The sequence below is a fragment of the Streptomyces sp. NPDC093510 genome (genome assembly GCF_040683555.1).
Lineage (GTDB): Bacteria > Actinomycetota > Actinomycetes > Streptomycetales > Streptomycetaceae > Streptomyces.
On sequence record NZ_JBFBEE010000015.1, the window covers coordinates 24,400 to 47,557 of the forward strand.

At 70.6% G+C, this 23,158-nt stretch carries 18 protein-coding genes; 8 read left to right on the forward strand and 10 right to left on the reverse strand.

What is annotated here, in order from left to right; translation table 11 throughout:
• Window positions 1–9: 9 nt before the first annotated feature.
• The 3 genes from AB0N81_RS24280 to AB0N81_RS24290 are packed head-to-tail and all read right to left on the reverse strand — an operon-like array spanning window position 10 to window position 2,820.
• Window positions 10–921, reverse strand: coding sequence for an ABC transporter ATP-binding protein (locus tag AB0N81_RS24280; RefSeq protein ID WP_365361677.1), 912 nt, complete (start codon window positions 919–921; stop codon window positions 10–12).
• Window positions 918–1,817, reverse strand: coding sequence for an ABC transporter permease subunit (locus AB0N81_RS24285; RefSeq protein ID WP_365361679.1), 900 nt, complete (start codon window positions 1,815–1,817; stop codon window positions 918–920). The genes AB0N81_RS24280 and AB0N81_RS24285 overlap by 4 nt, the downstream gene beginning before the upstream one ends.
• Window positions 1,807–2,820 (reverse strand): ABC transporter ATP-binding protein, encoded by a 1,014-nt coding sequence (locus AB0N81_RS24290; RefSeq protein ID WP_365362064.1) that lies wholly within the window; start codon window positions 2,818–2,820, stop codon window positions 1,807–1,809. The genes AB0N81_RS24285 and AB0N81_RS24290 overlap by 11 nt, the downstream gene beginning before the upstream one ends.
• 259 nt (window positions 2,821–3,079) lie before the next feature.
• Between AB0N81_RS24290 and AB0N81_RS24295 the strand changes: the two genes are divergently transcribed.
• The 5 genes from AB0N81_RS24295 to AB0N81_RS24315 all read left to right on the forward strand — a co-directional run bounded on the left by AB0N81_RS24295 (window position 3,080) and on the right by AB0N81_RS24315 (window position 8,325).
• The gene (locus AB0N81_RS24295; protein WP_365361681.1) at window positions 3,080–3,931 is read left to right on the forward strand and encodes a M24 family metallopeptidase; all 852 of its coding nucleotides are present in this window, start codon (window positions 3,080–3,082) and stop codon (window positions 3,929–3,931) included.
• The gene (locus AB0N81_RS24300; protein WP_365361683.1) at window positions 3,928–5,739 is read left to right on the forward strand and encodes an SDR family oxidoreductase; all 1,812 of its coding nucleotides are present in this window, start codon (window positions 3,928–3,930) and stop codon (window positions 5,737–5,739) included. The genes AB0N81_RS24295 and AB0N81_RS24300 overlap by 4 nt, the downstream gene beginning before the upstream one ends.
• Window positions 5,736–6,647, forward strand: coding sequence for a metal-dependent hydrolase (locus AB0N81_RS24305; RefSeq protein ID WP_365361685.1), 912 nt, complete (start codon window positions 5,736–5,738; stop codon window positions 6,645–6,647). The genes AB0N81_RS24300 and AB0N81_RS24305 overlap by 4 nt, the downstream gene beginning before the upstream one ends.
• A 46-nt stretch (window positions 6,648–6,693) precedes the next feature.
• Window positions 6,694–7,626: a MerR family transcriptional regulator gene (locus AB0N81_RS24310; protein WP_365361687.1), complete on the forward strand. Its 933-nt coding sequence runs from the start codon at window positions 6,694–6,696 to the stop codon at window positions 7,624–7,626.
• A 141-nt stretch (window positions 7,627–7,767) separates the two neighbouring features.
• Window positions 7,768–8,325, forward strand: a complete 558-nt coding sequence (locus AB0N81_RS24315; RefSeq protein WP_365361689.1) for an RNA 2'-phosphotransferase — start codon at window positions 7,768–7,770, stop codon at window positions 8,323–8,325.
• Window positions 8,326–8,360: 35 nt separating this feature from the next.
• Here AB0N81_RS24315 and AB0N81_RS24320 read toward each other — a convergent pair whose 3' ends face one another.
• Window positions 8,361–9,272, reverse strand: a complete 912-nt coding sequence (locus AB0N81_RS24320) for an LLM class flavin-dependent oxidoreductase (protein ID WP_365361691.1) — start codon at window positions 9,270–9,272, stop codon at window positions 8,361–8,363.
• 107 nt (window positions 9,273–9,379) lie between these two features.
• Here AB0N81_RS24320 and AB0N81_RS24325 point away from each other — a divergent pair, with 107 nt between their 5' ends.
• The gene (locus AB0N81_RS24325; protein ID WP_365361693.1) at window positions 9,380–10,396 is read left to right on the forward strand and encodes a Cof-type HAD-IIB family hydrolase; all 1,017 of its coding nucleotides are present in this window, start codon (window positions 9,380–9,382) and stop codon (window positions 10,394–10,396) included.
• Window positions 10,397–10,398: 2 nt separating this feature from the next.
• Here AB0N81_RS24325 and AB0N81_RS24330 read toward each other — a convergent pair whose 3' ends face one another.
• From AB0N81_RS24330 to AB0N81_RS24350, 5 genes are all read right to left on the reverse strand, one after another.
• Complete coding sequence (locus tag AB0N81_RS24330; protein ID WP_365361695.1) at window positions 10,399–11,454, reverse strand: M23 family metallopeptidase; 1,056 nt, start codon at window positions 11,452–11,454, stop codon at window positions 10,399–10,401.
• 186 nt (window positions 11,455–11,640) lie between these two features.
• Window positions 11,641–13,377 carry a GAF domain-containing protein gene (locus AB0N81_RS24335; RefSeq protein ID WP_365361697.1) on the reverse strand — a complete coding sequence of 579 codons (1,737 nt, stop codon included), beginning with the start codon at window positions 13,375–13,377 and terminating at the stop codon, window positions 11,641–11,643.
• 138 nt (window positions 13,378–13,515) lie between these two features.
• Window positions 13,516–17,025: a thiol reductant ABC exporter subunit CydD gene (gene cydD, locus AB0N81_RS24340; RefSeq protein WP_365361699.1), complete on the reverse strand. Its 3,510-nt coding sequence runs from the start codon at window positions 17,023–17,025 to the stop codon at window positions 13,516–13,518.
• Window positions 17,026–17,073: 48 nt separating this feature from the next.
• Window positions 17,074–18,078 (reverse strand): cytochrome d ubiquinol oxidase subunit II, encoded by a 1,005-nt coding sequence (gene cydB, locus AB0N81_RS24345; protein WP_365361701.1) that lies wholly within the window; start codon window positions 18,076–18,078, stop codon window positions 17,074–17,076.
• Between the two features lie 19 nt (window positions 18,079–18,097).
• Window positions 18,098–19,648 (reverse strand): cytochrome ubiquinol oxidase subunit I, encoded by a 1,551-nt coding sequence (locus tag AB0N81_RS24350; RefSeq protein ID WP_365361703.1) that lies wholly within the window; start codon window positions 19,646–19,648, stop codon window positions 18,098–18,100.
• A gap of 254 nt (window positions 19,649–19,902) precedes the next feature.
• Here AB0N81_RS24350 and AB0N81_RS24355 point away from each other — a divergent pair, with 254 nt between their 5' ends.
• Window positions 19,903–20,277 carry a cyclophilin-like fold protein gene (locus tag AB0N81_RS24355; protein WP_365361705.1) on the forward strand — a complete coding sequence of 125 codons (375 nt, stop codon included), beginning with the start codon at window positions 19,903–19,905 and terminating at the stop codon, window positions 20,275–20,277.
• Window positions 20,278–20,289: 12 nt separating this feature from the next.
• Here the strand turns inward: AB0N81_RS24355 and hisC are convergent, their stop codons facing one another.
• Entirely contained in the window at window positions 20,290–21,372 is a 1,083-nt protein-coding gene (gene hisC, locus AB0N81_RS24360) for a histidinol-phosphate transaminase (protein ID WP_365361707.1), read from the reverse strand.
• A gap of 471 nt (window positions 21,373–21,843) precedes the next feature.
• On the opposite strand from hisC, the gene AB0N81_RS24365 reads away from it, so the two are divergent.
• Window positions 21,844–22,965, forward strand: coding sequence for a LacI family DNA-binding transcriptional regulator (locus AB0N81_RS24365; protein WP_365361709.1), 1,122 nt, complete (start codon window positions 21,844–21,846; stop codon window positions 22,963–22,965).
• The last annotated feature ends 193 nt before the right edge of the window (window positions 22,966–23,158 follow it).

The following is a 23,158-nucleotide window of genomic DNA, read 5'->3' on the forward strand; positions in this document are numbered from 1 at the left end:
TGGCTCCCTTCAGGCCGCGACGAGGTAGGAGAAGACCGACTCGAGGGACTCGTCCGAGGGCGAGACCGTCAGGAGCCGGATGCCGTGCTCGCGGGCGACCCGGGGCAGCAGCGTCGTGAACCGGCCGAAGTCGACCGCCTGAATGCGCAACGCGCCCTCCTTGAGGTCGACTTCGATACCGGCTGTGGAGGGGTCGGCGATCAGTGCGGCGGCCAGGGCGCGGTCGTCGCTGGAGCGGATCAGATAGCGGTGGGGCCGGTCGGTCATCAGCCGGCGGATCTTACGGAAGTCGCCGCTCGCCGCGTGCCGTCCGGCGACGATCACCTCGATGTGCGAGGCCAGTTGCTCGACCTCTTCGAGGATGTGTGAGGAGAACAGGACCGTGCGGCCCTCGTCCCCCATGGTCCGCAGGAGGTCCATCAGCTGCATGCGCTGACGCGGGTCCATGCCGTTGAAGGGCTCGTCGAGCAGCAGCACGGCCGGGTCGTGGACGAGGGCGGAGGCCATCTTCACGCGCTGGCGCATGCCCTTGGAGTACGTGGAGATCTTCCGGTCCTGCGCGTACTCCATCTCGACCGTGGCCAGCGCCTTCTTCGCGGCCCGTTCGTCCAGGCCGTGCAACTCGGCGTTGGCGACGACGAATTCGCGGCCCGTGAGGAAGTCGTACATGCCCTCGCGCTCGGGGACGATGCCGATGTCCTTGTAGATGCGCTCGTTACGCCAGATCGGCTTGGCGTCGAGGGTGACGCTGCCCGTGGAGGGGGCGAGGAAGCCGCCCATCATGTTGATGAGGGTCGACTTGCCCGCGCCGTTCGGACCGAGGAGCCCTGTGACGCCGGGGCCGATGTTCATGGTGATGTCGTTGACCGCCACCACGTTCCCGAACCAGCGGGAGGTGTGGTCGATGTTGATCGTGCTCACAGCCCGACCTTTCGGTAGCGGCGCATCAGTGCGCCGTAGCAGCCCGCGATGAGGCCGAGGACGACCAGTACGTAGACGACGCCGACGCCGGACGAGGGGCCTTCCCCTCCGGGGAAGGCGGAGGTCGCGCCGAGGAACGCGGTCTGCACGCCGTCGATGAGGGTGATCGGCGAGAAGAGCCCGAGCCAGGCGATGGCGTCGGTGCTGCCCTGTTCGTAGGCGATCGCCTGGACGGTGGACACCGCTCCGTAGGTGATGGTCAGGACGGCGATGACGGCGGCGATGCCGAAGCCGCGGCGGGGTGTGATCGCCGAGATGACGAGCGCGATGCCGGAGAAGAGCAGGGAGAGGACCGTCACTGAGACCAGCCCTTGGCCGAAGCCCTTCGTCTGGTCGGCGAAGTCGAGCTTGGCGAGCAGCGCTCCTACGTAGAGCACGAGGAGGGGAGCGGCCGTGAGGACGAAGAGGGCGGAGGTCATCGCGGCGAACTTCGCCACTACGTAGTCACCGCGCTCGATGGGCCGTGAGAAGTAGAGCGGCACGGTCTTGAAGCGCAGGTCGCGGGAGACGGTCTGCGGGGCCTGGGCCGCCAGGAAGAGGCTGATGACGGCCTGCAGCACGATCGCGTAGCGCGTGTAGTCCAGGGGGAGGTCCTTGGCCTTGGTGGCCACGGCGACCGCCACCATGATCGCCGCGGGCAGGCACATCACCGCGAAGAGGATCATCGGCAGGACCTTGGACTTGGCGGAGCGCCCGAGACCGTACGCCCCGCGCAGGCTCTGGGAGAAGAGCGAGCGGCGGGCGTAGGCACGGCCGAGGCGCGGGCCGTCGTAGTTCCGGTAGCCGATGTTGTGGATCTGGGTGGACTCGGGGATCCGGGTGGCTTCAGTGCTCATCGCGCCGGCCTCCTGTCTGCTGTGCGGCGGCGGTGGCCGCCCGGGCGGCCACGCGCTCGGAGACGGGCTCCTGGTGCGGCTCGTCCTTGAAGACCTCCGCGATGTGGTGCCTGCGCTGTTCCATCCGGACCAGGCCGAGACCGAGGTCGGCGACGAGGTCGCGCACGATGTCGTACGTCTCCTCGCCCTCCGCGGTGAGCAGGATCGTGTGTCCCGCGCCGGGCAGCTCACCGCCGGTCTCCGTGCCGATGTCGCGCGCCCGCAGCGCGTCGCGCAACGCCCGGGTGCCGTCCGGGTGTTCGTCGCTGTCCGTGACCTCGACGGCGAGTGTCGTGGTGGTCTGGGTGAAGTCGGTGGTGGAGCTGGAGCGCAGGAGTTTGCCGCCGTCGACGACCACGACGTGGTCGCAGGTGCGCTCCAGCTCGCCGAGGAGGTGCGAGGTGACCAGGACCGAGATGCCGAAGTCGGTGTGGACGCGGCGGATCAGGCCGAGCATCTCGTCGCGTCCGACCGGGTCGAGGCCGTTCGTCGGCTCGTCCAGGAAGACCAGGCGGGGGTCGTGGACGAGGGCCTGGGCGAGCTTCACGCGCTGCTTCATGCCGGTCGAGTAGCCGCCCATGGGGCGGTACCGCTCTTCGTAGAGCCCGACGTGGCGCAGGGTGTCCGCGGTGCGCTCCCGGGCCGCCGTGGGCGGGAGGCCCGACATGCGCGCCATGTGGACGACGAACTCGGTGGCCGAGACGTCGGGCGGCAGGCAGTCGTGCTCGGGCATGTACCCGACGCGCTCGCGGATCTCGCCGCCCTGGGTGGCGACGTCGAGGCCGAGCACGGCGGCGCGGCCCTCCGTGGCGGGGGACAGACCCAGCAGGATCTTGATCAGAGTGGACTTGCCGGCTCCGTTGGCCCCGACGAGTCCGGTCACGCCGGGCCCGATATCCATGGAGAGCCGGTCAAGCGCGGTCACCCTCGGGAACCGCTTGCTCAGGCTTTCGGTCACGATCACAGTCACGTTTCGACGGTAGTGGCGCAGACCACACCGCGCGTCAGACCAAGGGCCTGCCCTGCCCTCACTCTGGAGTATTACGGGCCCGTAGGGGTCGTCCGGAAGTCGCCCCCTGGGGGATCTCCCGGACCTGTCCCGCAGGGTCGGGCAGAACTATTGACGTAGCCGCCGGGCATTGTCACATTCATCAGTGTCAAGTTACGACCGCGTACGGCGATGGACCGGACACGGGTGGACCGGACTCGGGACGGACGGTGGCATGACTTCAGCAGTGGCAGGTGAACTCTCCGCGGAACTGCGGGGGTTCAGGGAAGTGCAGACCCTCGCGTACGCGTGCGCGGAGGCGGTCGCGGCCCAGCTCAAGCCCGGTGTGACGGAGCGTGAGGCCGCCCGGATGCAGCGCGAGTGGCTGCGCGAGCGAGGTGTGCGGGACTGGTTCCACCTGCCGTTCGCCTGGTTCGGGGACCGCACGGCGTTCGTGAACTTCCGGGTCCCGCTGCAGTTCTTCCCGACCAACCGCAGGCTGGAGCCGGGGATGCCCTTCATCCTCGACATGGCTCCGATTCACAAAGGGTTCACGGCCGACATCGGCTATTCCGGCTGTCTCGGTCTGAACCCCGTGCACGACCGGCTCCTCGCCGACCTGGAGGCGCACCGGGAGCTGATCCTGCGCGAGGTGCGCGAGCGCCGGCCCCTGCGGGAGATCTACGAGAACGTGGACCGGCTCATGGTCCGCCAGGGCTATGCCAACCGTCACCGCGCCTATCCGTTCGGCGTGATCGCGCACAAGGTCGACCGCGTCAAGGAGCGCCGACTGACCCCGCATCTCTTCGGGTTCGGCACGCAGTCGCTGAAGGGCCTGGCGAGCGACGCCCTCCGCGGCCACCGGGACGGCTGGTCGCCGCTGTGGTCCCCGTACAAATTCTCCGACCACCCGCCCCGTAAGGGGCTCTGGGCGGTCGAACCGCACCTCGGTTTCCGGGGTACGGGCGCGAAGTTCGAGGAGATCCTGGTGGTCACCGACTCCAAGGACCCCGAACAGAGCGCGTTCTGGCTGGACGACGACCTGCCGCATGTGCGGCGCTGGGCTGAGGAGAGGGCCGCCGCATGACGACCGGAGACAGCACCGAGAGCACCGAGGGCGCGGAGGGTATCGGTAAGAGCCTGCGGGACGCGCGCGAGCGCTGGGTGCGCACGGGCGGGGTGGAGCTGTGCGTCGCCGAGCTCGGCGACCCCGAGCGGCCCACGGTCGTGCTGGTGCACGGCTATCCGGACTCCAAGGAGGTGTGGTCCGAGGTGGCCGAGCGCCTCGCGGACCGCTTCCACGTCGTGCTGTACGACGTCCGTGGGCACGGCAGGTCGACGGCGCCGCGGCCGCTGCGCGGGGGCTTCACCCTGGAGAAGCTGACCGACGACTTCGTGGCGGTCATCGACGCGGTCAGCCCGGCCGAGCCGGTGCACGTGGTCGGGCACGACTGGGGCTCGGTGCAGTCCTGGGAGTTCGTCACCGTCAAGCGGACGGAGGGCCGCATCGCGTCCTTCACGTCGATGTCGGGGCCCTCACTCGACCACTTCGGCCACTGGATCAAGAACCGCATGTCCCGGCCCACGCCCCGCAAGGTCGGCCAGCTCCTCGGCCAGGGCGCCAAGTCCTGGTACGTGTACATGCTGCACACCCCCGTGCTCCCCGAGCTCGCCTGGCGCGGCCCCCTCGGCAAGCAGTGGCCGAAGATCCTCCAGCGCGTCGAGAAGGTCCCCGCGGGCGACTACCCGACGGCGTCGCTGCCCCAGGACGCAGCGCACGGCGCCTGGCTCTACCGCGACAACATCCGCGCGAGGCTGCGCAGGCCGCGCCCCGACGCGTACGCGCACGTGCCCGTGCAGCTCATCACGCCCTCCGGAGACATCTTCCTCTCCGAGCGGCTCTACGACGAGCTTGAGCTGTGGGCACCCCGGCTCGTGCGCCGCACCCTGCCCGCCAAGCACTGGGTTCCGCGTACGCGGCCCGATCAACTGTCGGCGTGGATCAGCGAGTTCGTCACGTCGAACGAGGACGGTCTCCCCGCCAGGGACAGTGGCGCCACCGGGAAGCACGCCGACCGGTTCGGTGGCCAGCTCGTCCTGATCACCGGGGCGGGCAGCGGCATCGGACGGGCCACGGCCTTCGCGTTCGCCGAGGCGGGCGCACGCGTGGTGGCCGTCGACCGGGACGCGGAGAGCGCGGCCCGCACGGCGGAGATGGCCCGCCTGATAGGCGCCCCGGACGCCTGGGGCGAGACGGTCGACGTCTCCGACGAGCAGGCCATGGAGAAGCTCGCCGAGCGGGTCGCCACGGAGTACGGCGTGGTGGACGTCCTGGTGAACAACGCCGGCATAGGACTCGCCGGCTCCTTCCTCGACACCACGGGTGAGGACTGGAAGAAGGTCCTCGACGTCAATCTGTGGGGTGTGATCCACGGCTGCCGGCTCTTCGGCAAGCAGATGGCCGAGCGCGGCCAGGGCGGCCACATCGTCAACACCGCGTCGGCGGCTGCGTACCAGCCCTCCAAGACCCTGCCCGCCTACAGCACCTCCAAGGCGGCGGTCCTGATGCTCAGCGAGTGCCTGCGCGCGGAGCTCGCGGACCAGGGCATCGGTGTCTCCGCGATCTGCCCGGGCTTCGTGAACACGAACATCACGACGACGTCCCGTTTCGTCGGGGTCGGGGCCGACGAGGAGAAGCGCCGCCAGAAGAAGTCCGCCCGGCTGTACGGCTTGCGCAACTACCCGCCGGAGAAGGTCGCCGACGCGATCCTGCACGCCGTCGTCAAGAACCAGGCGGTGGTCCCGGTCACCCCTGAGGCCCGCGGGGCTCGCTTCATGGCCCGCCTCAGCCCCAAGGCCCTGCGGGCGATCGCCCGATTGGAGCCGCCGTTGTGAGCACGGAGGAGAGCCACTACGCGATCGTTCCGCGCCGGGTCTCGTTCGACTGGGACAGGACGCCGCTGCACTGGATACCGGACGAGCCGACGGCCACCCACGTCATCAACGTCCTGCATCTCCTTCTCCCGGCGGGGGAGCGGTGGTTCGTGAAGGTCTTCAAGGAGGGCCTGCCGCTGATCACCGACCCGGTGCTGCGGGGGGACGTGAAGGGGTTCATGGGACAGGAGGCCACGCACAGCGTGCAGCACGCGCACGTGCTCGACCACCTGGCGGCGCAGCGCCTGGACACCGTGGCCTACACCAAGTACGTCGACTTCCTCTTCGAGACGCTCCTCGGCGAGAAGCCGCCGTTGGGCGTGCCGGTGCCTACGCAGGAGTGGCTGCGCTTCCGGCTGTCGATCATCGCCGCGATCGAGCAGTTCACGGCGGTCCTGGGGAACTGGGTGCTGGACGCCGAGGGCCTCGACCGCGCGGGGGCCGACGAGGTGATGCTCGACCTGCTGCGCTGGCACGGCGCGGAGGAGGTCGAGCACCGCGCGGTCGCCTTCGACATGTTCCAGCACTGCGGCGGCCGGGGCCTTCCGCGGTACGCCCGCCGGGTCGCGGGCATGACGGTCACGGCGCCCGTGATGCTGTACCTGTGGATCTGGGGAACGGCCTATCTGATCCGCCACGACCCCCAACTCGCGGGCCGTCTGCGGTACTCACTGGCCGAGCACAACAGAGCGGTCCGCAAGGGCCTGCTGCCCACCTGGCGCGAGATCGGCACGGCCATACCCCGATACCTGCGGCGGTCGTACCATCCCTCGCAGGAAGGCTCGTTGCGCAAGGCCGTCGAGTACCTGGCGCAGTCGCCCGCCGCGCGGGCGGCGGCGGGCGCGATCGGCAGGGCAGCCACCGCCTAGAGGCTCCCGACAGCCCTGGCACGAGTCATCACAAAGGACGGGCAGCGTGGAGTACCGCATCGAGGATCTGGCGCACCACAGCGGCGCGACGGTCCGCACGATCCGCGCCTATCAGGACCGCGGGCTGCTCCCCCGCCCGGAGCGGCGCGGCCGGTCCAATGTGTACGGGGACGCGCACCTGGCACGGCTGCGGCAGATCGCCGACCTGCTCGACCGGGGTTACACCCTGGCCTCCATCAAGGAGCTCCTGGAGGCCTGGGACGCCGGCCGGGGCCTCGGCGGGGTGCTGGGACTGGCCGCGGAGGTCGACGGGCCGTGGACGGACGAGAAGGCTGACCGGATCACCCGCACGGAGCTCGACGCGGCCTTCGGCGGCACTCCGGACGAGGCCGCGGTGGCCGACGCGATCGCCCTCGGCGTGCTGGAGCCGATACCGGGGCGCGAGGGCGAATTCCTGGTGCCGAGCCCACAGGAACTGTCTGTAGCTGTCGAGTTGTACGCGGCCGGGGTGCCGCTGCCCGCCATATCAGGCCATTTGCGGGAGCTGAGGGGGCAGGTCGAGCACATAGCTTCCCGTTTCCTGGAGTTCACGACGGAGCACGTCTTCGCTCGTTACCTCGGCCATCACCCGCCGACCGAGACGGACGCGGCCGAAGCGGCGGACCTCGTCCGCAGACTCAGGCCGCTCGCCCAGCAGTCCGTCGACGCCGAACTCGCCCGCGCCATGCGCCTGTTCGCTACCCAGCATCTACGCAGACATCTCGACCCCGTCGAAGCGCCGCGGCAGTCGAATGAGCCGCAATATGTCGCGCTGCCTGCATCGACAATGCGCGCTGTACAGGCTCTGGTTGGTGAACACAACGCTGCCGCCTTCATCGCGGCGGCGGCTGAAAGGGAGGTACAGACAAGGACATTGGACGCACTGACAACAAACCAGCATGAGGCAGGGCAAGTTGCTCAAATGCCGCCTATTGCCTGAGAGTTGTCCACAGAATTGCCAACTGGCCTGTGGATAACTTGACTTGGCTGTGGATCAAACCTTTGAGGCCAAATTCGTCGATGAAAACCCGGTGGACAAAAATCGAGTGCGCGGGAAACTGATCACCGAGACGCTGAAGGCATGAAAGAAAGACCACCCGCGGCAGGCGAGCAGCGCACCGTGAAGGTGTCCAAGTACCTGTCGAAGCACCTTCGCCACAGCCCCGACCGGATCGGACTCACCCTCGACGCGAACGGCTGGGTCGAGATCGACGCACTCCTCGCCGCGGCCGCCGCCCACCGCTTCCCCATCACCCGGGCCGAGCTCGACCACGTGGTGGCCGTCAACGACAAGCAGCGCTTCGCCGTCCAGGACGGCAGGATCCGCGCCAGCCAGGGCCACTCCGTCGACGTCGACCTCGATCTGCCGCCCGCGGCCCCGCCCGCGTACCTCTTCCACGGCACTGTCGCCGCCCACCTGGCCGCGATCCGCGCCGAAGGGCTGCGTCCCATGAACCGGCATGCCGTGCACCTCTCGCCCGACCGCGAGACGGCGACGCGCGTCGGCGCCCGCCGCGGCCGGCCCGTCGTCCTGTCCGTCGCCTCGGGGGCGATGCACCGGGACGGCCACGTCTTCCAGGTCAGCGCCAACGGCGTCTGGCTCACGGCTGCCGTGCCGCCCGGCTATATCAAGGAGTGAGAGGAGTGAGAGGAGTGAAGAGAGATCGCTTTCGGTCAGCCGAGCTGGCGGACCGCCTCCGTGGCGATCTGCTCGAACACCGTCTGGTCCGCGGCGAAGTCCGAGCCGGGGATGGGCCAGTGGATCGCGATCTCCGTGAAGCCCAGCTCCCGGTGGCGCCCGGCGAAGTCCACGAACGCGTCGAGGGACTCCAGCGGACGGCCGCGGTCCGGGGTGAAGCCGGTCAGCAGGATCTTGTCCAGCTCGGCCACGTCCCGGCCGATGTCCGCACAGGCCTTGCCGAGCTTGTCGACCTGGTTGCGGATCGCCTCGCGGGACTGCTCGGGCGTGCCCGCCTCGTAGAGCTTCGGGTCCCCCGTAGTCACCCACGCCTGTCCGTGCCGGGCCGCGAGCTTCAGGCCGCGCGGGCCGGTGGCCGCGACGGCGAAGGGCAGCCTCGGACGCTGCACGCAGCCCGGGATGTTGCGCGCCTCGAGCGCCGAGTAGAAGGCCCCCTCGTACGTCACCGAGTCCTCGGTGAGCAGCCGGTCGAGCAGCGGTACGAACTCCCCGAACCTGTCGGCGCGCTCGCGCGGGGTCCAGGGCTCCTCGCCGCTCCTCAGCAGCGTCGTGGCGTCGAATCCGTTGCCACCGGCGCCGATGCCGAGGGTGATCCTGCCGCCGGAGATGTCGTCGAGCGAGATGAGTTCCTTGGCGAGCGTCACCGGGTGCCGGAAGTTGGGCGACGTGACGAGCGTCCCCAGCCGCAGCCGGTCGGTGGCCGTCGCGGCGGCGGTCAGCGTGGGCACCGCGCCGAACCACGGGCCGTCCCGGAAGGTGCGCCAGGCCAGGTGGTCGTACGTGTACGCCGTGTGGAAGCCGAGCTCCTCGGCCCGCAGCCACTGGTCGCGGCCGCCCTCCTGCCAGCGGCGTACGGGAAGAATCACAGTGCTCAGGCGCAGACTCATGCCTCAGAGCTTACGGCTGTGCCGCGGGCGGGGCCCGGGCCGCCCGGACCACTCAAATGTGCGCCCCAGCACACGGTCGTGCACGCAGGTGCGGGACAATCGATGGCGTGACCTCAGCTACCCCAGGGCCCAGGCCCCCGGCCTCCACCGCACCGGCAGCCAGCGCCCCGGACGGCCCGCGACCACTGCCCCGGCTGATCGCGACCGACCTGGACGGCACCCTGCTGCGCGACGACAAGACGGTCTCCGACCGCACGGTCGCCGCGCTCGCGGCCGCCGAGGAGGCGGGCATCGAGGTCTTCTTCGTGACCGGCCGGCCGGCCCGCTGGATGGACGTCGTCAGCGCCCACGTCCACGGTCATGGCCTCGCCATCTGCGGAAACGGCGCCGCGGTGGTCGACCTGCACGGCGGCCCCGGCACCCACAGCTTCGTCAAGATCCGCGAGCTGGCGCGGGAGCGCGCCCTCGACGTCGTCCGCAGGCTGCGCGTGGCGGCGCCGGGCACGTCCTTCGCGATCGAGCGGACCGGGGGGCTCCACCACGAGGAGACGTACCCGCCGCTGCACATGGAGCCCGGCGAGAGCGTCGCCCCCGCCGAGAAACTGCTCGCCGAGACGCTGGCGGACTCCGCCGTCGCCGAGCAGCCCGTCCTGAAGGTTCTCGCCTTCCACCCGGGGCTGGCACCGGACGACTTCCTGGTGCTCGCCCGCGCGGCCATCGGCGACCGGGCCACGGTCACGCGGTCGAGCCCCAGCGCCCTCCTGGAGATCAGCGGCCCCGGCGTCTCCAAGGCCAGCACCCTGGAGCTGTGCTGCGCCGAGCGCGGCATCACCCCGGCCGAAGTCGTCGCCTTCGGAGACATGCCGAACGACATCGAGATGCTCGCCTGGGCGGGCACGTCGTACGCGATGGGCAACGCCCACCCGGACGTCATCGCCGCCGCCTCCGGGCACACCGTCGCCAACAACGACGACGGCGTCGCGGTCGTGATCGAGCGGATCCTCGCGGACCGCCGCGCCGCCGAAGTCCGCCGAGCCGCCGAGCGCAGCGACTCCGAAGGGCACGACTCCGAAGGACGCGGCTCCGAGCGACGCGACTCCGAGGGACGCGGCTCCGAAGGCTGACGTCAGAGCGTGACGCCCCGCTCGGCCAGCCATTTGCGTGGGTCGACCTCCGACCCCAGGTCCGGCGTGAGCCGCGCCTCGAAGTGCAGGTGGGGTCCGGTCGAGTTGCCGGTCGTGCCGGCCTGCCCGACCCACTGACCGGGGCGCACCCGCTCGCCCTGGTCGACGGTGACGGACGCGAGGTGCGCGTACTGCGTGTAGTACCCGCCCTTGTGCCGCACCACGACCTCGATGCCGAAGCTCCCGCCGCACGACACGCTCTCCACCCGGCCCGCGCCGACCGACCGCACGGGCGCCCCGATGCCGACCGCGAAGTCCTGCCCGGTGTGCCGGCCTGCCCAGCGCCCGCCGGCTCGGTCGAACCCCGCCGACAGCTCGTACGACTCCACGGGCGTCACCCACGCGCGCGTGACGTGCGTCCGCTGCTGGTGCAGGCGTACGGCGCCGCGGCACTTCCCCGCGGCGACCGACCGGTCGGCCTCGCCCTGAAGGGTCCACTGGGCTGTCTCCAGCTTCCGTTCGATGCCGCGCTTCAGCTTCGCCAGGCGTGCGGTGCTCCGGTCCAGGGAGCGCTTGGCGCGGCCTGCCCTGTCCTTGGCGGCGGCGAGACCGGCCACCGCCCGCCGGGTCTTGGTGACAGCGCTGTTGACGGCCAGGTCCGCCAGCCACAGGGCCCGCCTGCCTCGTATGACGGCGTCCGGGCTGTCGGCGAGAAGCAGCTGCGCGGTGTAGGGAAGGCCGCCGCCGGTGCGGTACTGGGCTCTGGCCATCCTCCCCAGGTCGCTGTGCAGCACGGCGACGTGGCGTCGCTTTCCGGCGAGGAGTCGGTCCAGTTTCCGGACCTTCCTCTTCTGGATGCGGGCCTCTCGACGGCCCTCTTCGTAGCGGGCGGTCGCGGCGGAGGCCTCTTCGTAGAGCCGTGCCACGTCGGCGCTCGCGCCCGGCCCCTCGGAGGCCGTGGTCGCAGGCGCGGGCCAGAGCAGCGCGCACAGCAGCACCGGCACACCGAGAACCCGCACGCGGCGGGACGGATTCGGATGGCGGCGGCTCGGACACATGTCACGGATCGTTGCCCGCCGCGGCGGCGCGGGTCCCGTACGACTCGTGCGCCCGGGGTGTGCGGTGCCCCGTACGGCTCAGACGCATACCGCCGAACAGGGGCCTTCTTCCAAGCCCCGCTCCTCCCCTCCTCCCCTCCTCCCCTCCGCTCCTCAGCTCCACAGCTGCTCCGCTGCTCCGCGCGGTCAGTACGGTGCCTCCCACACCACCGTCGTGCCGCCGCCGTCCTCGCCGATCCCGGGCCCGTACCAGCTGTCCCCGCCCAGCGACTCGGCGCGCCGCTTGAGGTTCTTCAGACCGCTGCGCCGACCGCCCTCCGCGATGCCCACACCGTCGTCGGCGACGGTCAGGCGCACGCCCTGCTGCCCGTCCGGGAGGACCACGGTCGCGTCGACCACGACGTCGATGCGGGCGGCCTGCGCGTGCCTGAAGGCGTTGGACAGCGCTTCTCGCAGCGCCGCGATGAGGTTCTTTCCCGTCAGTTCGCCGACCACTGTGTCGACGGGCCCCACGAAGTGGTGCGTCGGCTTGAAGCCCAGGGGGACGGCGGCCATGTTGATCTCGCGCAGGACGCGGGTGCGCAGCCCCGACGGGGCCTCGGCGGGTCCTTGCTGGAGGGCGAAGATCGCCGTGCGGATCTCCTGGATCGTCACGTCCAGTTCGTCGACCGCCCGGCCGACACCGACCTGTACCTCAGGGACGACCGACCTGCGCTGGGCGCTCTCCAGCATCATACCGGTGGCGAACAGGCGCTGGATGACGAGGTCGTGCAGGTCCCTGGCGATCCGGTCGCGGTCCTCGTACACCGCGAGCCGCTCCCGGTCCCGCTGGGCCTCGGCCATCATCAGGGCGAGCGCTGCCTGTGAGGCGAACTGGGTGGCGAGGGTCCGCTCCGCCTCGGTGAAAGGGCGTGCCCCACGCGCGCGGGGCGTCACGAGGGTCCCGAGGACCCGGCCGTCGCTCTGTAGCGGCAGCATCATGACGGGGCCGTAGGAGCGGGCGAGCTCGGTCAGGGTGCGCGGGTCGCTCGCCGCGTCGTCGATGAACACGGGCTCGCCTTCGAGGAGTTCGGCGACGATGCGGCTCTCCGGAGGGACGACCATGCCGAGCGCCCCGGTGGGTTCGTCCGAGGAGACCGCGACGATCTCCATGCCGCCCTCCTCGTCGGGCAGCAGCACGATGCCCGCGGCCGAGTCCGCGAGGTGCCTGGCCTGTTCGGCGACGACCGCGAGCGCCTCCTCCGCGTCGCTTCCGGCCAGCAGTGCCGTGGTGACCGCCACGGAGCCGTCGATCCAGCGTTCGCGTTGTGTGGCGGCTTCGTAGAGGCGGGCGTTCCCGATGGCGATGCCGGCCTCTGTCGCGAGCACGCGGACCATGTGCACGTCGTAGTCGTTGAACTCGGCGCCGTCCCGCTTCTCGGTCAGATAGAGGTTGCCGAAGATCTCGCCCTGGACGCGGATGGGGACGCCGAGGAAGCTCCGCATCGGTGGGTGGTGGGGCGGGAATCCGCAGGAGCGCGGATCGGTCGCGAGGTCGTCGAGCCGCAGCGTCCTCGGCTGGTGGATGAGGGCGCCGAGCAGCCCTCGGTGGCCGTCGGGCAGCCGCCCGATCCGCTGCGCCGTGGCTTCGTCGATGCCGTGGTAGACGAAGTCGGAGAGGCCCTCGCCGTCCTCGGCGACGACGCCGATGGCTGCGTAGCGGGCGTCCGCCAGTTCGGCGGCGGTCTCGCAGATGCGGTCCAGGGTGGTGTGCAGTTCGAGCCCGGTGCCGACCGACCGCATGGCTTCGAGGAGCTGCGGGACCCGCGAGGTCAGCTCGGGCGAGAGCCCTTGGAGGCTGTGGGTCGCCCGCGCCGCCGCCTCCACCGAGTCCGGTGGGCCGTCGGGGAGCGGGGAGTCGGCGGAGGCCGAGGGTACTGGCATGCCTTTGAGCCTAGTTAGTCCTATTTGCAGGGGAAAGTCGAAGCCTCGCGGCCGACCGCGGGCCGACGGGGGCCCTGTTCCGCGCCATGTTCCGCGCCATGTTCCGCGTCATGCTCCGAGCCCAGTTCCGGGCCGCCCTCATCCCGCGACCAGCAGATCCGCCGCCCGCTCCACCTCCAGCATCCGCCGCAGCGGCCCCTCCTCCGCCGCGAGCTCCGCGTACGTGCCGCGCTGCGCCACCCTCCCGGCGTCCAGGACGAGCACCTCGTCCACCGCGTCGAGCCCGGCCAGCCGGTGCGTGATGAGCAGCGTCGTGCGGCCCTCGGTCGCGGCCAGCAGGTCGGCGGTCAGGGCGTCGGCGGTCGGCAGGTCCAGGTGTTCGGCGGGCTCGTCGAGTACGAGGACGGGGAAGTCGGCGAGCAGGGCGCGGGCCAGCGCGAGGCGCTGCCGCTGTCCTCCGGAGAGGCGTGCCCCGTGCTCGCCGACGAGCGTGTCGAGCCCGTCGGGCAGCGAGTCGGCCCAGCCGTCGAGCCGCGCCCGCTCCAGGGCGTCGCGCAGTTCCGCCTCCGTGGCGTCCTTCTTGGCGAGCAGCAGGTTCTCCCGCACCGAACTGTCGAAGATGTGGGCGTCCTGGGCGCACAGCCCGACCATGCCGCGCACCGTGTCACCGTCCAGCGAGGCCGCGTCCGTGCCGCCGAGCGTGTACGTCCCCTCGGACGCCCCGAGGAACCGCAGCAGCACCTGCGCGAGCGTCGTCTTGCCGGACCCGGAAGGACCGACCACGGCGATCCGGCGGCCCCGCTCCAGCGTCAGGCCGACGCCCGCGAGCGCCGGCGCATGGGGGGACTGGCCTTCGTAGCGGGCGCTCAGCCCTTCGACCCGCAGCGGGAAAGGCGTACGAGGGGCCTGTGCGGGCTCGGCGGGCTCGGGGACGGGCACGGGCGCGTCGAGGACCTCGTAGACGCGCTCGGCGCTCTTCCTGACCCGCTGGCGGTACTGCACGGCGAGCGGCAGCCCCGTCACCGCCTCGAAGGCCGCGAGCGGCGTGAGCACGACCGCGGCGAGGGCCACGCCGCTGAGCCGCCCGTCGTGGACCGCCTGCACGCCGACACACGCGGCCGCGGCCACGGTGAGCCCGGTGACGAGGGCGCCGAGGCCGTCGCCGAGCGCGGTCGCGGTGGCGCCCCGGGAGGCGATCCGGGTCAGCTCGGCGTCGGCCTCCCCGGCCTTGGCCGTACGTCGCCGCAGCGCCCCTGCGACCGTCAATTCGGCGGTCCCGGTGAGCAGGTCGGCGACACGCGTGGCGAGCACCCCGCGCGCGGGGGCCAGTTTCCGTTCCGCGTGGCGGGCCACGGCGCCGCTCACCAGCGGCACGCCGACACCCGCCGCAAGCAGTCCGGCGGCGAGCACGGCGCCCGCCTCGGGCAGCAGCCAGCCGGTGAAGCCGACGGCTCCCGCGCCGACGACGGCCGCGGCGGAGGCGGGGAGCAGCCAGCGCAGCCAGTAGTCCTGAAGGGCGTCGACGTCGGTGACCAGACGGGAGAGGAGATCGCCGCGCCGGGCCCCGCGCAGTCCTGCCGGGGCGAGCCGCTCCAGGCGCCGGTAGACGGCGACCCGGGTGTCGGCGAGCATCCGCAGCACGGCGTCGTGCGAGACGAGGCGCTCGGCGTACCGGAAGACGGCGCGGCCGATGCCGAAGGCGCGGGTCGCCGTCACCGCGATCATGAGGTGCATCACCGGGGGCTGCTCCGAGGCCCGCGAGATCAGCCACCCGGATGTGGCCATGAGGCCGACGGCGCTCGCGAGCGCGAGGCTCCCCAGGAGCAGCGCCAGCGCCAACTGGCCGCGCCTGGCCTGCGCGGCGTCGCGGACCCTGGCCAGCACCCCGGCCTGGGGCCGGACCGCGTCCCTGGGGCTCGGCACCACCGCGTCACGGGTTGTGTCGCCCTCAGTGGGGGCGGCCGGACCGCTCCTCCTGTGGGTGGATGCCGGGTGCGCCTCCGGGTGCCGGAGCGTTTCGACGGCGTCCAGCCGTACGACCCGGTCGGCGACGGCCAGCAGAGCCGGCCTGTGCACGACCAGCAGCACGGTCCGCCCGACGGCCAGCCGGCGGACCGCCTCGACCACGCCCGCCTCGGTCCCGCCGTCCAGTGCCGCCGTCGGCTCGTCGAGCAGCACCACGGGCCGGTCGGCGAGGAACGCCCGGGCCAGCGCGAGCCGTTGCCGCTGCCCTGCGGAGAGCCCGGCACCGTCCTCCCCCAGCACGGTCTCCGCCCCGGCGGGCAACGCGTCCACGAACTCCAGGGCACCCGCGTCCCGCAGGGCCTCCCTCACCTGCGCGCCGTCCGCCTCCGGCCGCGCCAGCCGCACGTTCTCCGCGATGGTCCCGGCGAAGAGGTGCGGCCGCTGCGGCACCCACGCGATCCGCTCACGCCACCGCTCGGGCGAGACCTCGGCCAGGTCGACGCCCCCGACGCACACCCGCCCCTCGGCGGGCCGCACGAATCCGAGCACCACGTTCAGCAGCGTCGACTTGCCCACCCCGCTGGGCCCGACGAGCGCCACGGTCTCGCCGGGCGCCACCTCGAAGGAGACTCCGGAGACCGCGTCCGACGTCCGCCCCGGATACCGGACCGCCACGCCCTCCACGCTCAGCACGCCCGAAGGCGCCGCCCCGTCCCCGGCGTCCGGTACCGGCGTCTCCAGGACCTCGAAGATCTCCTCGGCGGCCGACAGCCCCTCCGCCGCCGCGTGGTACTGCGCGCCGACCTGACGCAGCGGAAGGTAGGCCTCAGGGGCGAGAACGAGGACGACGAGCCCGTCGTACAGCTCCATCTCGCCGTGGACGAGCCGCATGCCGATGGTCACCGCGACCAGCGCGACCGAGATCGTCGCGAGCAACTCCAGGGCGAACGACGACAGGAAGGCGATGCGCAGCGTCCGCATCGTGGCCTGCCGGTACTCGCCGGTGATCTTGCGGATCGACTCGGCCTGCGCCTTGGCGCGGCCGAACACCTTCAGGGTCGGCAGCCCCGCCACGACGTCGAGGAAGTGGCCCGAGAGCCGTGACAGCAGCCGCCATTGACGGTCCATGCGGTTCTGCGTGGCCCAGCCGATCAGGATCATGAAGACCGGGATCAGAGGCAGCGTCACGACGATGATCGCCGCCGACACCCAGTCCTCGGTGACGATGCGGGCGAGCACCGCGACGGGGACCACCACCGCGAGGCCCAGCTGCGGCAGGTAGCGCGAGAAGTAGTCGTCCAGCGCGTCCACGCCTCGGGTCGCGAGGGAGATCAGCGACCCCGTTCGCTGACCTCCGAGCCACCCGGGCCCGAGTGCGCCCGCACGCTCCAGCAGTCGGCCCCGCAGCTCCGACTTGACCGCCGCGCTCGCCCGGTGCGCGGCGAGCTCGGTCAGCCAGGAGACCAGGCCCCGTCCCACCGCGACCACGGCGAGCAGCACCAGCGGGGTGCCGAGGTCACCTACAGAGTGGCCCTTTTGGAAGGCGCCCACCACGATCTCGGCGATGAGCATCGCCTGACCGACGACCAGCCCCGCCCCGGCCAGCCCGAGCACCACGACCGCGATAAGGAAGAAGCGAGTCGCGCGGGCGTACCGAAGCAGGCGCGGGTCGATCGGTTTCACGTGAAACACACCCTCCGGAGGACCGAGGACAGGACGGTCGTGACGAATTCAGTGCGCGGCATCCGCTATGTGCTGCGTGCCGATCCGCTTGCGGAACACCCAGTACGTCCACGACTGGTAGAGCAGCACGACGGGCGTCGCGATGCCCGCGCACCACGTCATGATCTTCAGGGTGTACGGACTCGACGAGGCGTTGGTGACCGTGAGGCTCCACTCCTCGTTCAGCGACGACGGCATGACGTTCGGGAAGAGCGTCAGGAAGAGCATCGCGACGGCCGCCGCGATCGTGATCCCCGACAGCGCGAACGACCAGCCCTCGCGCCCGATCTTGATCGCCACGATGGCGCCGACCAGGGCGACCACGGCCACGACCATCGCGACCAGGCTCTTGCCGTCGCCCTTGTCGGCCTGCGTCCAGAGCAGGAACCCGAGCGCGAGCACGGCCGTGATCAGCCCCAGACCGAGCGCCGTCTTCCGCGCCCGGACCCGGATGTCGCCCACCGTCTTGAGCGAGGCGAACACCGCGCCGTGGAAGGTGAAGAGCGTCAGGGTGACCAGGCCGCCGAGGAGTGCGTACGGGTTGAGCAGGTCTCCGAAGCTGCCCACGTACTCCTTGTGGGCGTCGATCTTCACGCCGCGCACGATGTTGCCGAAGGCGATGCCCCACAGCAGTGCCGGGATCAACGAGGTCCAGAAGATCGCGTGTTCCCAGTTGGTCTGCCAGCGCTCCTCGGGCCGCTTGGCGCGGTACTCGAAGGCGACGCCTCGGACGATGAGGCAGATCAGGATGAGCAGCAGCGGCAGGTAGAAGCCGGAGAAGAGCGTCGCATACCACTCGGGGAAGGCGGCGAAGGTCGCGCCGCCCGCCGTGAGCAGCCACACTTCGTTGCCGTCCCAGACGGGACCGATGGTGTTGATGAGAACCCGCTTCTCGACCCGGTCGCGGGCGAGCAGCTTGGTCAGAACGCCTATCCCGAAGTCGAAGCCCTCCAGGAAGAAGTAGCCGATCCACAGGACGGCGATCAGTACGAACCAGACGTCGTGAAGTTCCATGTCCTCGTCGCTCCTTCCTTCAGTAAGAGAAGGCCATGGGCCGGTCGGCATCGGAATCAGCGTCGGAATCGGAGCCGGAGCCCTTGTCCGGCCCGGGTCCGCCGATCTTGGTGGGCGGATTGAGGTCCGCCTCGGTCAGCTCGGGCGGACCCGACCTGACGTACTTGAGCAGCAGCTTCACTTCGATGACGGCGAGGATCGCGTAGATCAGCGTGAATCCGATCAGTGAGGTGAGCACCTCGCCCTGCGAGACCCCGGGCGAGACCGCGTCCTTCGTGCGCAGGACTCCGTAGACCACCCAGGGCTGTCGCCCCGTCTCGGTGAAGATCCAGCCCCAGGCGGTGCCGATGAGGGGGAAGATCAGCGTCCACTGCGAGAGCCGCCACCACCACGTGCCGAGCTTCGGCGCGAGCTCCTTGTTCTTGGTGAGCATCAGCTTGGGGATGTCGTCCGCGCCGGTGCGGTGCTCCGGAGCGAGCCAGAACTTCTTCCGCGTCAGCCACAGGCCCGCGGTGCACAGCGCCATCGAGACCCCGCCGAAGCCGATCATCCAGCGGTACGACCAGTAGGCGGTGGGGATGTTGGGCCGGTAGTCACCGGGCCCGTACTTCTCCTGCGCCTCCTTGTTGAGGTCGTTGATGCCGGGGATCTCGGCGTCGAAGTTGTTCTTGGCGAGGAAGGACAGGACTCCTGGTACCTCGATGGCGACGTGGTTGTGGCCCTTGGCGACATCGCCGTACGCGAAGAGCGAGAACGGTGCCGGCCTCTCGGTCTCCCACAGCGCCTCGGCGGCCGACATCTTCATCGGCTGCTGCTCGTACATGACCTTGCCGAGGGTGTCGGCGCTGACCACGGTGAGCAGTGTGCCGACGAACGCGGTGACCAGGCCGAGCCGCATCGACATCCGCATGGTGCGGATGTGCTGCTTCTTTCGCAGGTGGAAGATGGCGATGCCGGTCATGAAGGCGCCGCCGACCAGGATGGCCGCCGAGATGACGTGGAAGAAGTTGACGAGCGTCGTCTCCTGGAAGAGCACCTTCGAGAAGTCGGTGAGCTCCGCGCGCTTGGTGCCGTCGCGTTCCACGATCTTGTAGCCGACCGGGTGCTGCATAAAGGCGTTGGCGGCGATGATGAAGTACGCCGACAGGACCGTGCCGATGGAGACGATCCAGATCGTGGCGCAGTGCAGCTTCTTCGGCAGCTTGTCCCAGCCGAAGATCCACAGGCCGATGAAGGTCGACTCGAAGAAGAAGGCGATCAGCGCCTCGAAGGCGAGCGGCGCCCCGAAGACGTCACCGACGAAGCGCGAGTAGTCGGACCAGTTCATGCCGAACTGGAACTCCTGGACGATGCCGGTGACGACGCCCATCGCGATGTTGATCAGGAACAGCTTTCCCCAGAACTTGGTCGCTCTGAGGTAGTGCTCCTTGCCCGTCCGCACCCAGGCCGTCTCGAGGATCGCCGTGAGGGCGGCGAGGGAGATCGTGAGGGGGACGAACAGGAAGTGGTAGACGGTCGTGATGCCGAACTGCCATCGCGCCAGGGTTTCCGGCGCCAGAGCCAGGTCCACTGCGTCTCTCCTTACTCACCGTGCCCACAGCGGCAGGTTGCCCCTTTTGTCACGCCGATCTCCGGACGAAACGGGGCACGCTTGTGAACGCGTTCACATTCACAAGCATTATGTCGTACTGGCTGCCGAAACCCGAAAGGGGGGTCCCCCTTACCGGCGGGAACGTGCCCCCTCCCCGAAGGGGGCACAAGGAAAGGCCCCGGGCACCGCCCGAGGCCTTCCCAAGAACTTCAACATATTGTTGAATCCGCGCCATGCAGACACGGATTCGGATCTCCTGGCCCGCGGGCCACCTCACCGCGACCCTCGACGAGACCCCGACCAGCCAGGCGCTCGCCACGGTCCTGCCGCTCTCCGCCACCGCCCACACCTGGGGCGAAGAGGTCTACTTCGACACGGGCGTGAGCGTCCCGCGCGAGCCGGGCGCCCAACAGGTCGTCGAACCCGGCACGGTCGCCTTCTGGACCGACGGCGACGCCCTCGCGCTCCCCTACGGGCCGACACCGATCTCGCGGGGCGACGAGTGCCGCCTCGCGAGCCCGTGCAACCTCCTGGGACGGATCGACGGCGACCCGCGCCTGCTGGCCACCGTCCGCTCCGGAGACCCCGTCCGCGTCGAACTCGTCTGAGGCTCCCGGGCCTCAGAGCTCCTTGCGGAAGGCCTCCGCCGCCTGCAGGAAGATGTCGTTGGCCTCGGTCTCGCCGATCGTGGCCCGCATCCCCTCACCCGCGAACGGCCGCACGACCACGCCGGCCTTCTCGCACGCCGCCGCGAAGTCCGCCGTACGGTCGCCGAGCCGCAGCCACACGAAGTTCGCCTGCGTCTCGGGCACCGTCCAGCCCTGCCCGCGCAACGCCTCGACCACGCGCGTGCGCTCGCCGACCAGCGAACCGACCCGGCCCATCAGCTCGTCCTCGGCCCGCAGCGACGCCACCGCCGCGTCCTGCGCGAGCTGGCTCACCCCGAAGGGCACCGCCGTCTTGCGCAGTGCGGCAGCCACCGGCTCATGGGCGACCGCGAAGCCGACGCGAAGGCCCGCCAGGCCGTACGCCTTGGAGAACGTGCGCAGGACACAGACGTTCGGGCGGTCGCGGTAGATCTCGATGCCGTCAGGCACCTCGGGATCGCGGATGAACTCGCGGTACGCCTCGTCGAGGACGACCAGGACGTCGCTCGGCACCCGGTCGAGGAACCGCTCCAGCTCGGCCCTGCGGACGACGGTGCCCGTGGGGTTGTTGGGGTTGCAGACGAAGATGAGGCGGGTGCGGTCGGTGATGGCGTCGGCCAACGCGTCGAGGTCGTGCACCTCGCCGTCCGTCAGCGGGACCCGCACCGACGTGGCACCGCTCACCTGCGTGATGATCGGGTACGCCTCGAAGGACCGCCACGCGTAGATCACCTCGTCACCCGGGCCCGAGGTGGACTGCAGCAGCTGCTGGGCGACGCCGACGGAACCGGTGCCGGTGGCGATGTGCGAGGCGGGCACCCCGAAGCGGTCGGCCAGCTCGCTCATCAGCGCCGTGCATGCCATGTCGGGGTAGCGGTTGAAGGACCCGGCGGCGGCGAGCGCGCTCTCCATGACACCCGGGAGCGGCGGGTAGGGGTTCTCGTTCGAGGAGAGCTTGTAGGCCGCGGGACCGTCGGCCGCCGCCGCGGGCTTGCCCGGCTTGTAGGTGGGGATGCCCTCCAGCTCGGCGCGCAGCCTCGGGTTCGTCTCGCTCACCGCAGTCCTCCTCGTAGCCAGTCACACCAGTTCGAATACTGCTCACCCTATGAGGATTCGGCGGCGCTGCGAATGGCCTTCCTTCATCGGCGTACGAACGGCACCGCACCGCACCGCACGGCCCGGCACCGCCCGGCTCCGGCACCGCCCTGCACCGCCCTGCACCGCCCTGCATCGCCCTGCACCGCCTCACGCAGGCGTGCGGAGCGGGGGGAGCGCCCCATGCCGCGCTTCGCGCCGGTGGCTCGCTCCGTGGCGCGCGTCACCCGTGAAGGTGAGTTGAGACCTCTTCGAGACCTGGACCATTTGGCAGGCCCGCGCGGGACGATCACGTGCAGCAACCCGCCGCCCCACCCAACTCCCGCGCATTCCAAGGTCATTGGCGGCACCACGCCATGCAGAAACGTGCCTGTCAACGCGTGCATATGCGCCCCTGCTACCCACCCCCATGAGCCCTACTATCGGCTCGCCATGACAGCAGCAGGGAAGCACCAGGTGAGCCGAGCGGAGACCGCGCGCCGGGGCAACCGGCAGAGTCGAGCGGGGATCAGAGACGTCGCCGCCGCCGCCGGTGTCTCCATCACGACTGTCTCCGACGCCCTCAACGGCAAGGGTCGGCTCCCCGACGCCACCCGACGCCATGTCCGCGAAGTCGCAGAGCGGCTGGGCTATCGCCCGTCCGCGGCGGCCCGCACCCTCCGTACCGGCAAGTCCGGCCTCATCGGCCTGACCGTGACGACGTACGGGGATGAACCTTTCACCTTCACCGAGTTCGCCTATTTCGCCGAGATGGCCAGAGCCGCCACCTCGGCCGCCCTCGCCAGGGGATACGCCCTGGTCATCCTGCCCGCCACCTCGCGCCGCAGCCCCGTCGACGTGTGGTCGAACGTCGCACTCGACGGCACCGTCGTCGTCGACCCCTCCGACCACGACCCCGTGGTCAGCGAGCTGGTCCGGCAGGGCCTGCCGGTGGTCTCCGACGGCCGCCCGGCGGGCTCGCTCCCGGTCACCGCCTGGGTCGACAACGACCACGAGGCCGCGGTCCTGGAGATCCTCGACCACCTCGCGGCCGCCGGCGCCCGCCGGATCGGCCTCCTCACCGGCACCACCACGGACACGTACACCCACCTGTCCACCACCGCCTACCTGCGCTGGTGCGAACGCATCGGACAGGACCCCGTCTACGAGTCCTACCCCGCCCACGACCCGTGCGCGGGCGCCGTCGCCGCCGACCGGCTGCTCGCCAGACCCGACCGGCCCGACGCCGTCTACGGCCTCTTCGACCCCAACGGCACCGACCTGCTCGCCGCCGCCCGGCGGTACGGCCTGCGCGTCCCCGACGACCTGCTGCTCGTCTGCTGCAGCGAGTCCACCGTGTACGCCACCACGGAACCGCCCATCACCACACTCTCCCTCAAACCGCGGCGCATCGGCACCGCCGTCGTACAGCTCCTCATCGACGCCATCGAGGGCCTCGACTCCGGCCGGCCCATCGAGCAGGTGATACCGACCGAACTGATCGTGCGCACCTCGTCCGAGCGACGTCCGCCGCGCACGACGGTCAGCCCGCCGCGCTCGTCCGGCTCCGGCTGATCGCTTCCGCCCTCGTCCACCGACAGGGCAGAGGTCGGCTTCCTCCCCGCCTCCAGCGGGGAAACCTCTGCCCAATTCGGGAGAAATCCGCGATGAACCGGGGTCCGGCACCGATTCACCACCCCTGGTGCACCACACAGCGGGAGCCGCATTCCTATGATGGGCGGACGACACCGCGGGCCGCAGCGACCAA

Excerpts from the sequence above, each read along its gene's own strand:
- AB0N81_RS24285 (WP_365361679.1), bottom strand. The coding sequence starts at position 1,817 with ATGAGCACTGAAGCCACCCGGATCCCCGAGTCCACCCAGATCCACAAC.
- AB0N81_RS24295 (WP_365361681.1), top strand. The coding sequence starts at position 3,080 with ATGACTTCAGCAGTGGCAGGTGAACTCTCCGCGGAACTGCGGGGGTTC.
- AB0N81_RS24300 (WP_365361683.1), top strand. The coding sequence starts at position 3,928 with ATGACGACCGGAGACAGCACCGAGAGCACCGAGGGCGCGGAGGGTATC.
- AB0N81_RS24315 (WP_365361689.1), top strand. The coding sequence starts at position 7,768 with ATGAAAGAAAGACCACCCGCGGCAGGCGAGCAGCGCACCGTGAAGGTG.
- AB0N81_RS24320 (WP_365361691.1), bottom strand. The coding sequence starts at position 9,272 with ATGAGTCTGCGCCTGAGCACTGTGATTCTTCCCGTACGCCGCTGGCAG.
- AB0N81_RS24330 (WP_365361695.1), bottom strand. The coding sequence starts at position 11,454 with ATGTGTCCGAGCCGCCGCCATCCGAATCCGTCCCGCCGCGTGCGGGTT.
- AB0N81_RS24335 (WP_365361697.1), bottom strand. The coding sequence starts at position 13,377 with ATGCCAGTACCCTCGGCCTCCGCCGACTCCCCGCTCCCCGACGGCCCA.
- cydB (WP_365361701.1), bottom strand. The coding sequence starts at position 18,078 with ATGGAACTTCACGACGTCTGGTTCGTACTGATCGCCGTCCTGTGGATC.
- AB0N81_RS24355 (WP_365361705.1), top strand. The coding sequence starts at position 19,903 with ATGCAGACACGGATTCGGATCTCCTGGCCCGCGGGCCACCTCACCGCG.
- AB0N81_RS24365 (WP_365361709.1), top strand. The coding sequence starts at position 21,844 with ATGACAGCAGCAGGGAAGCACCAGGTGAGCCGAGCGGAGACCGCGCGC.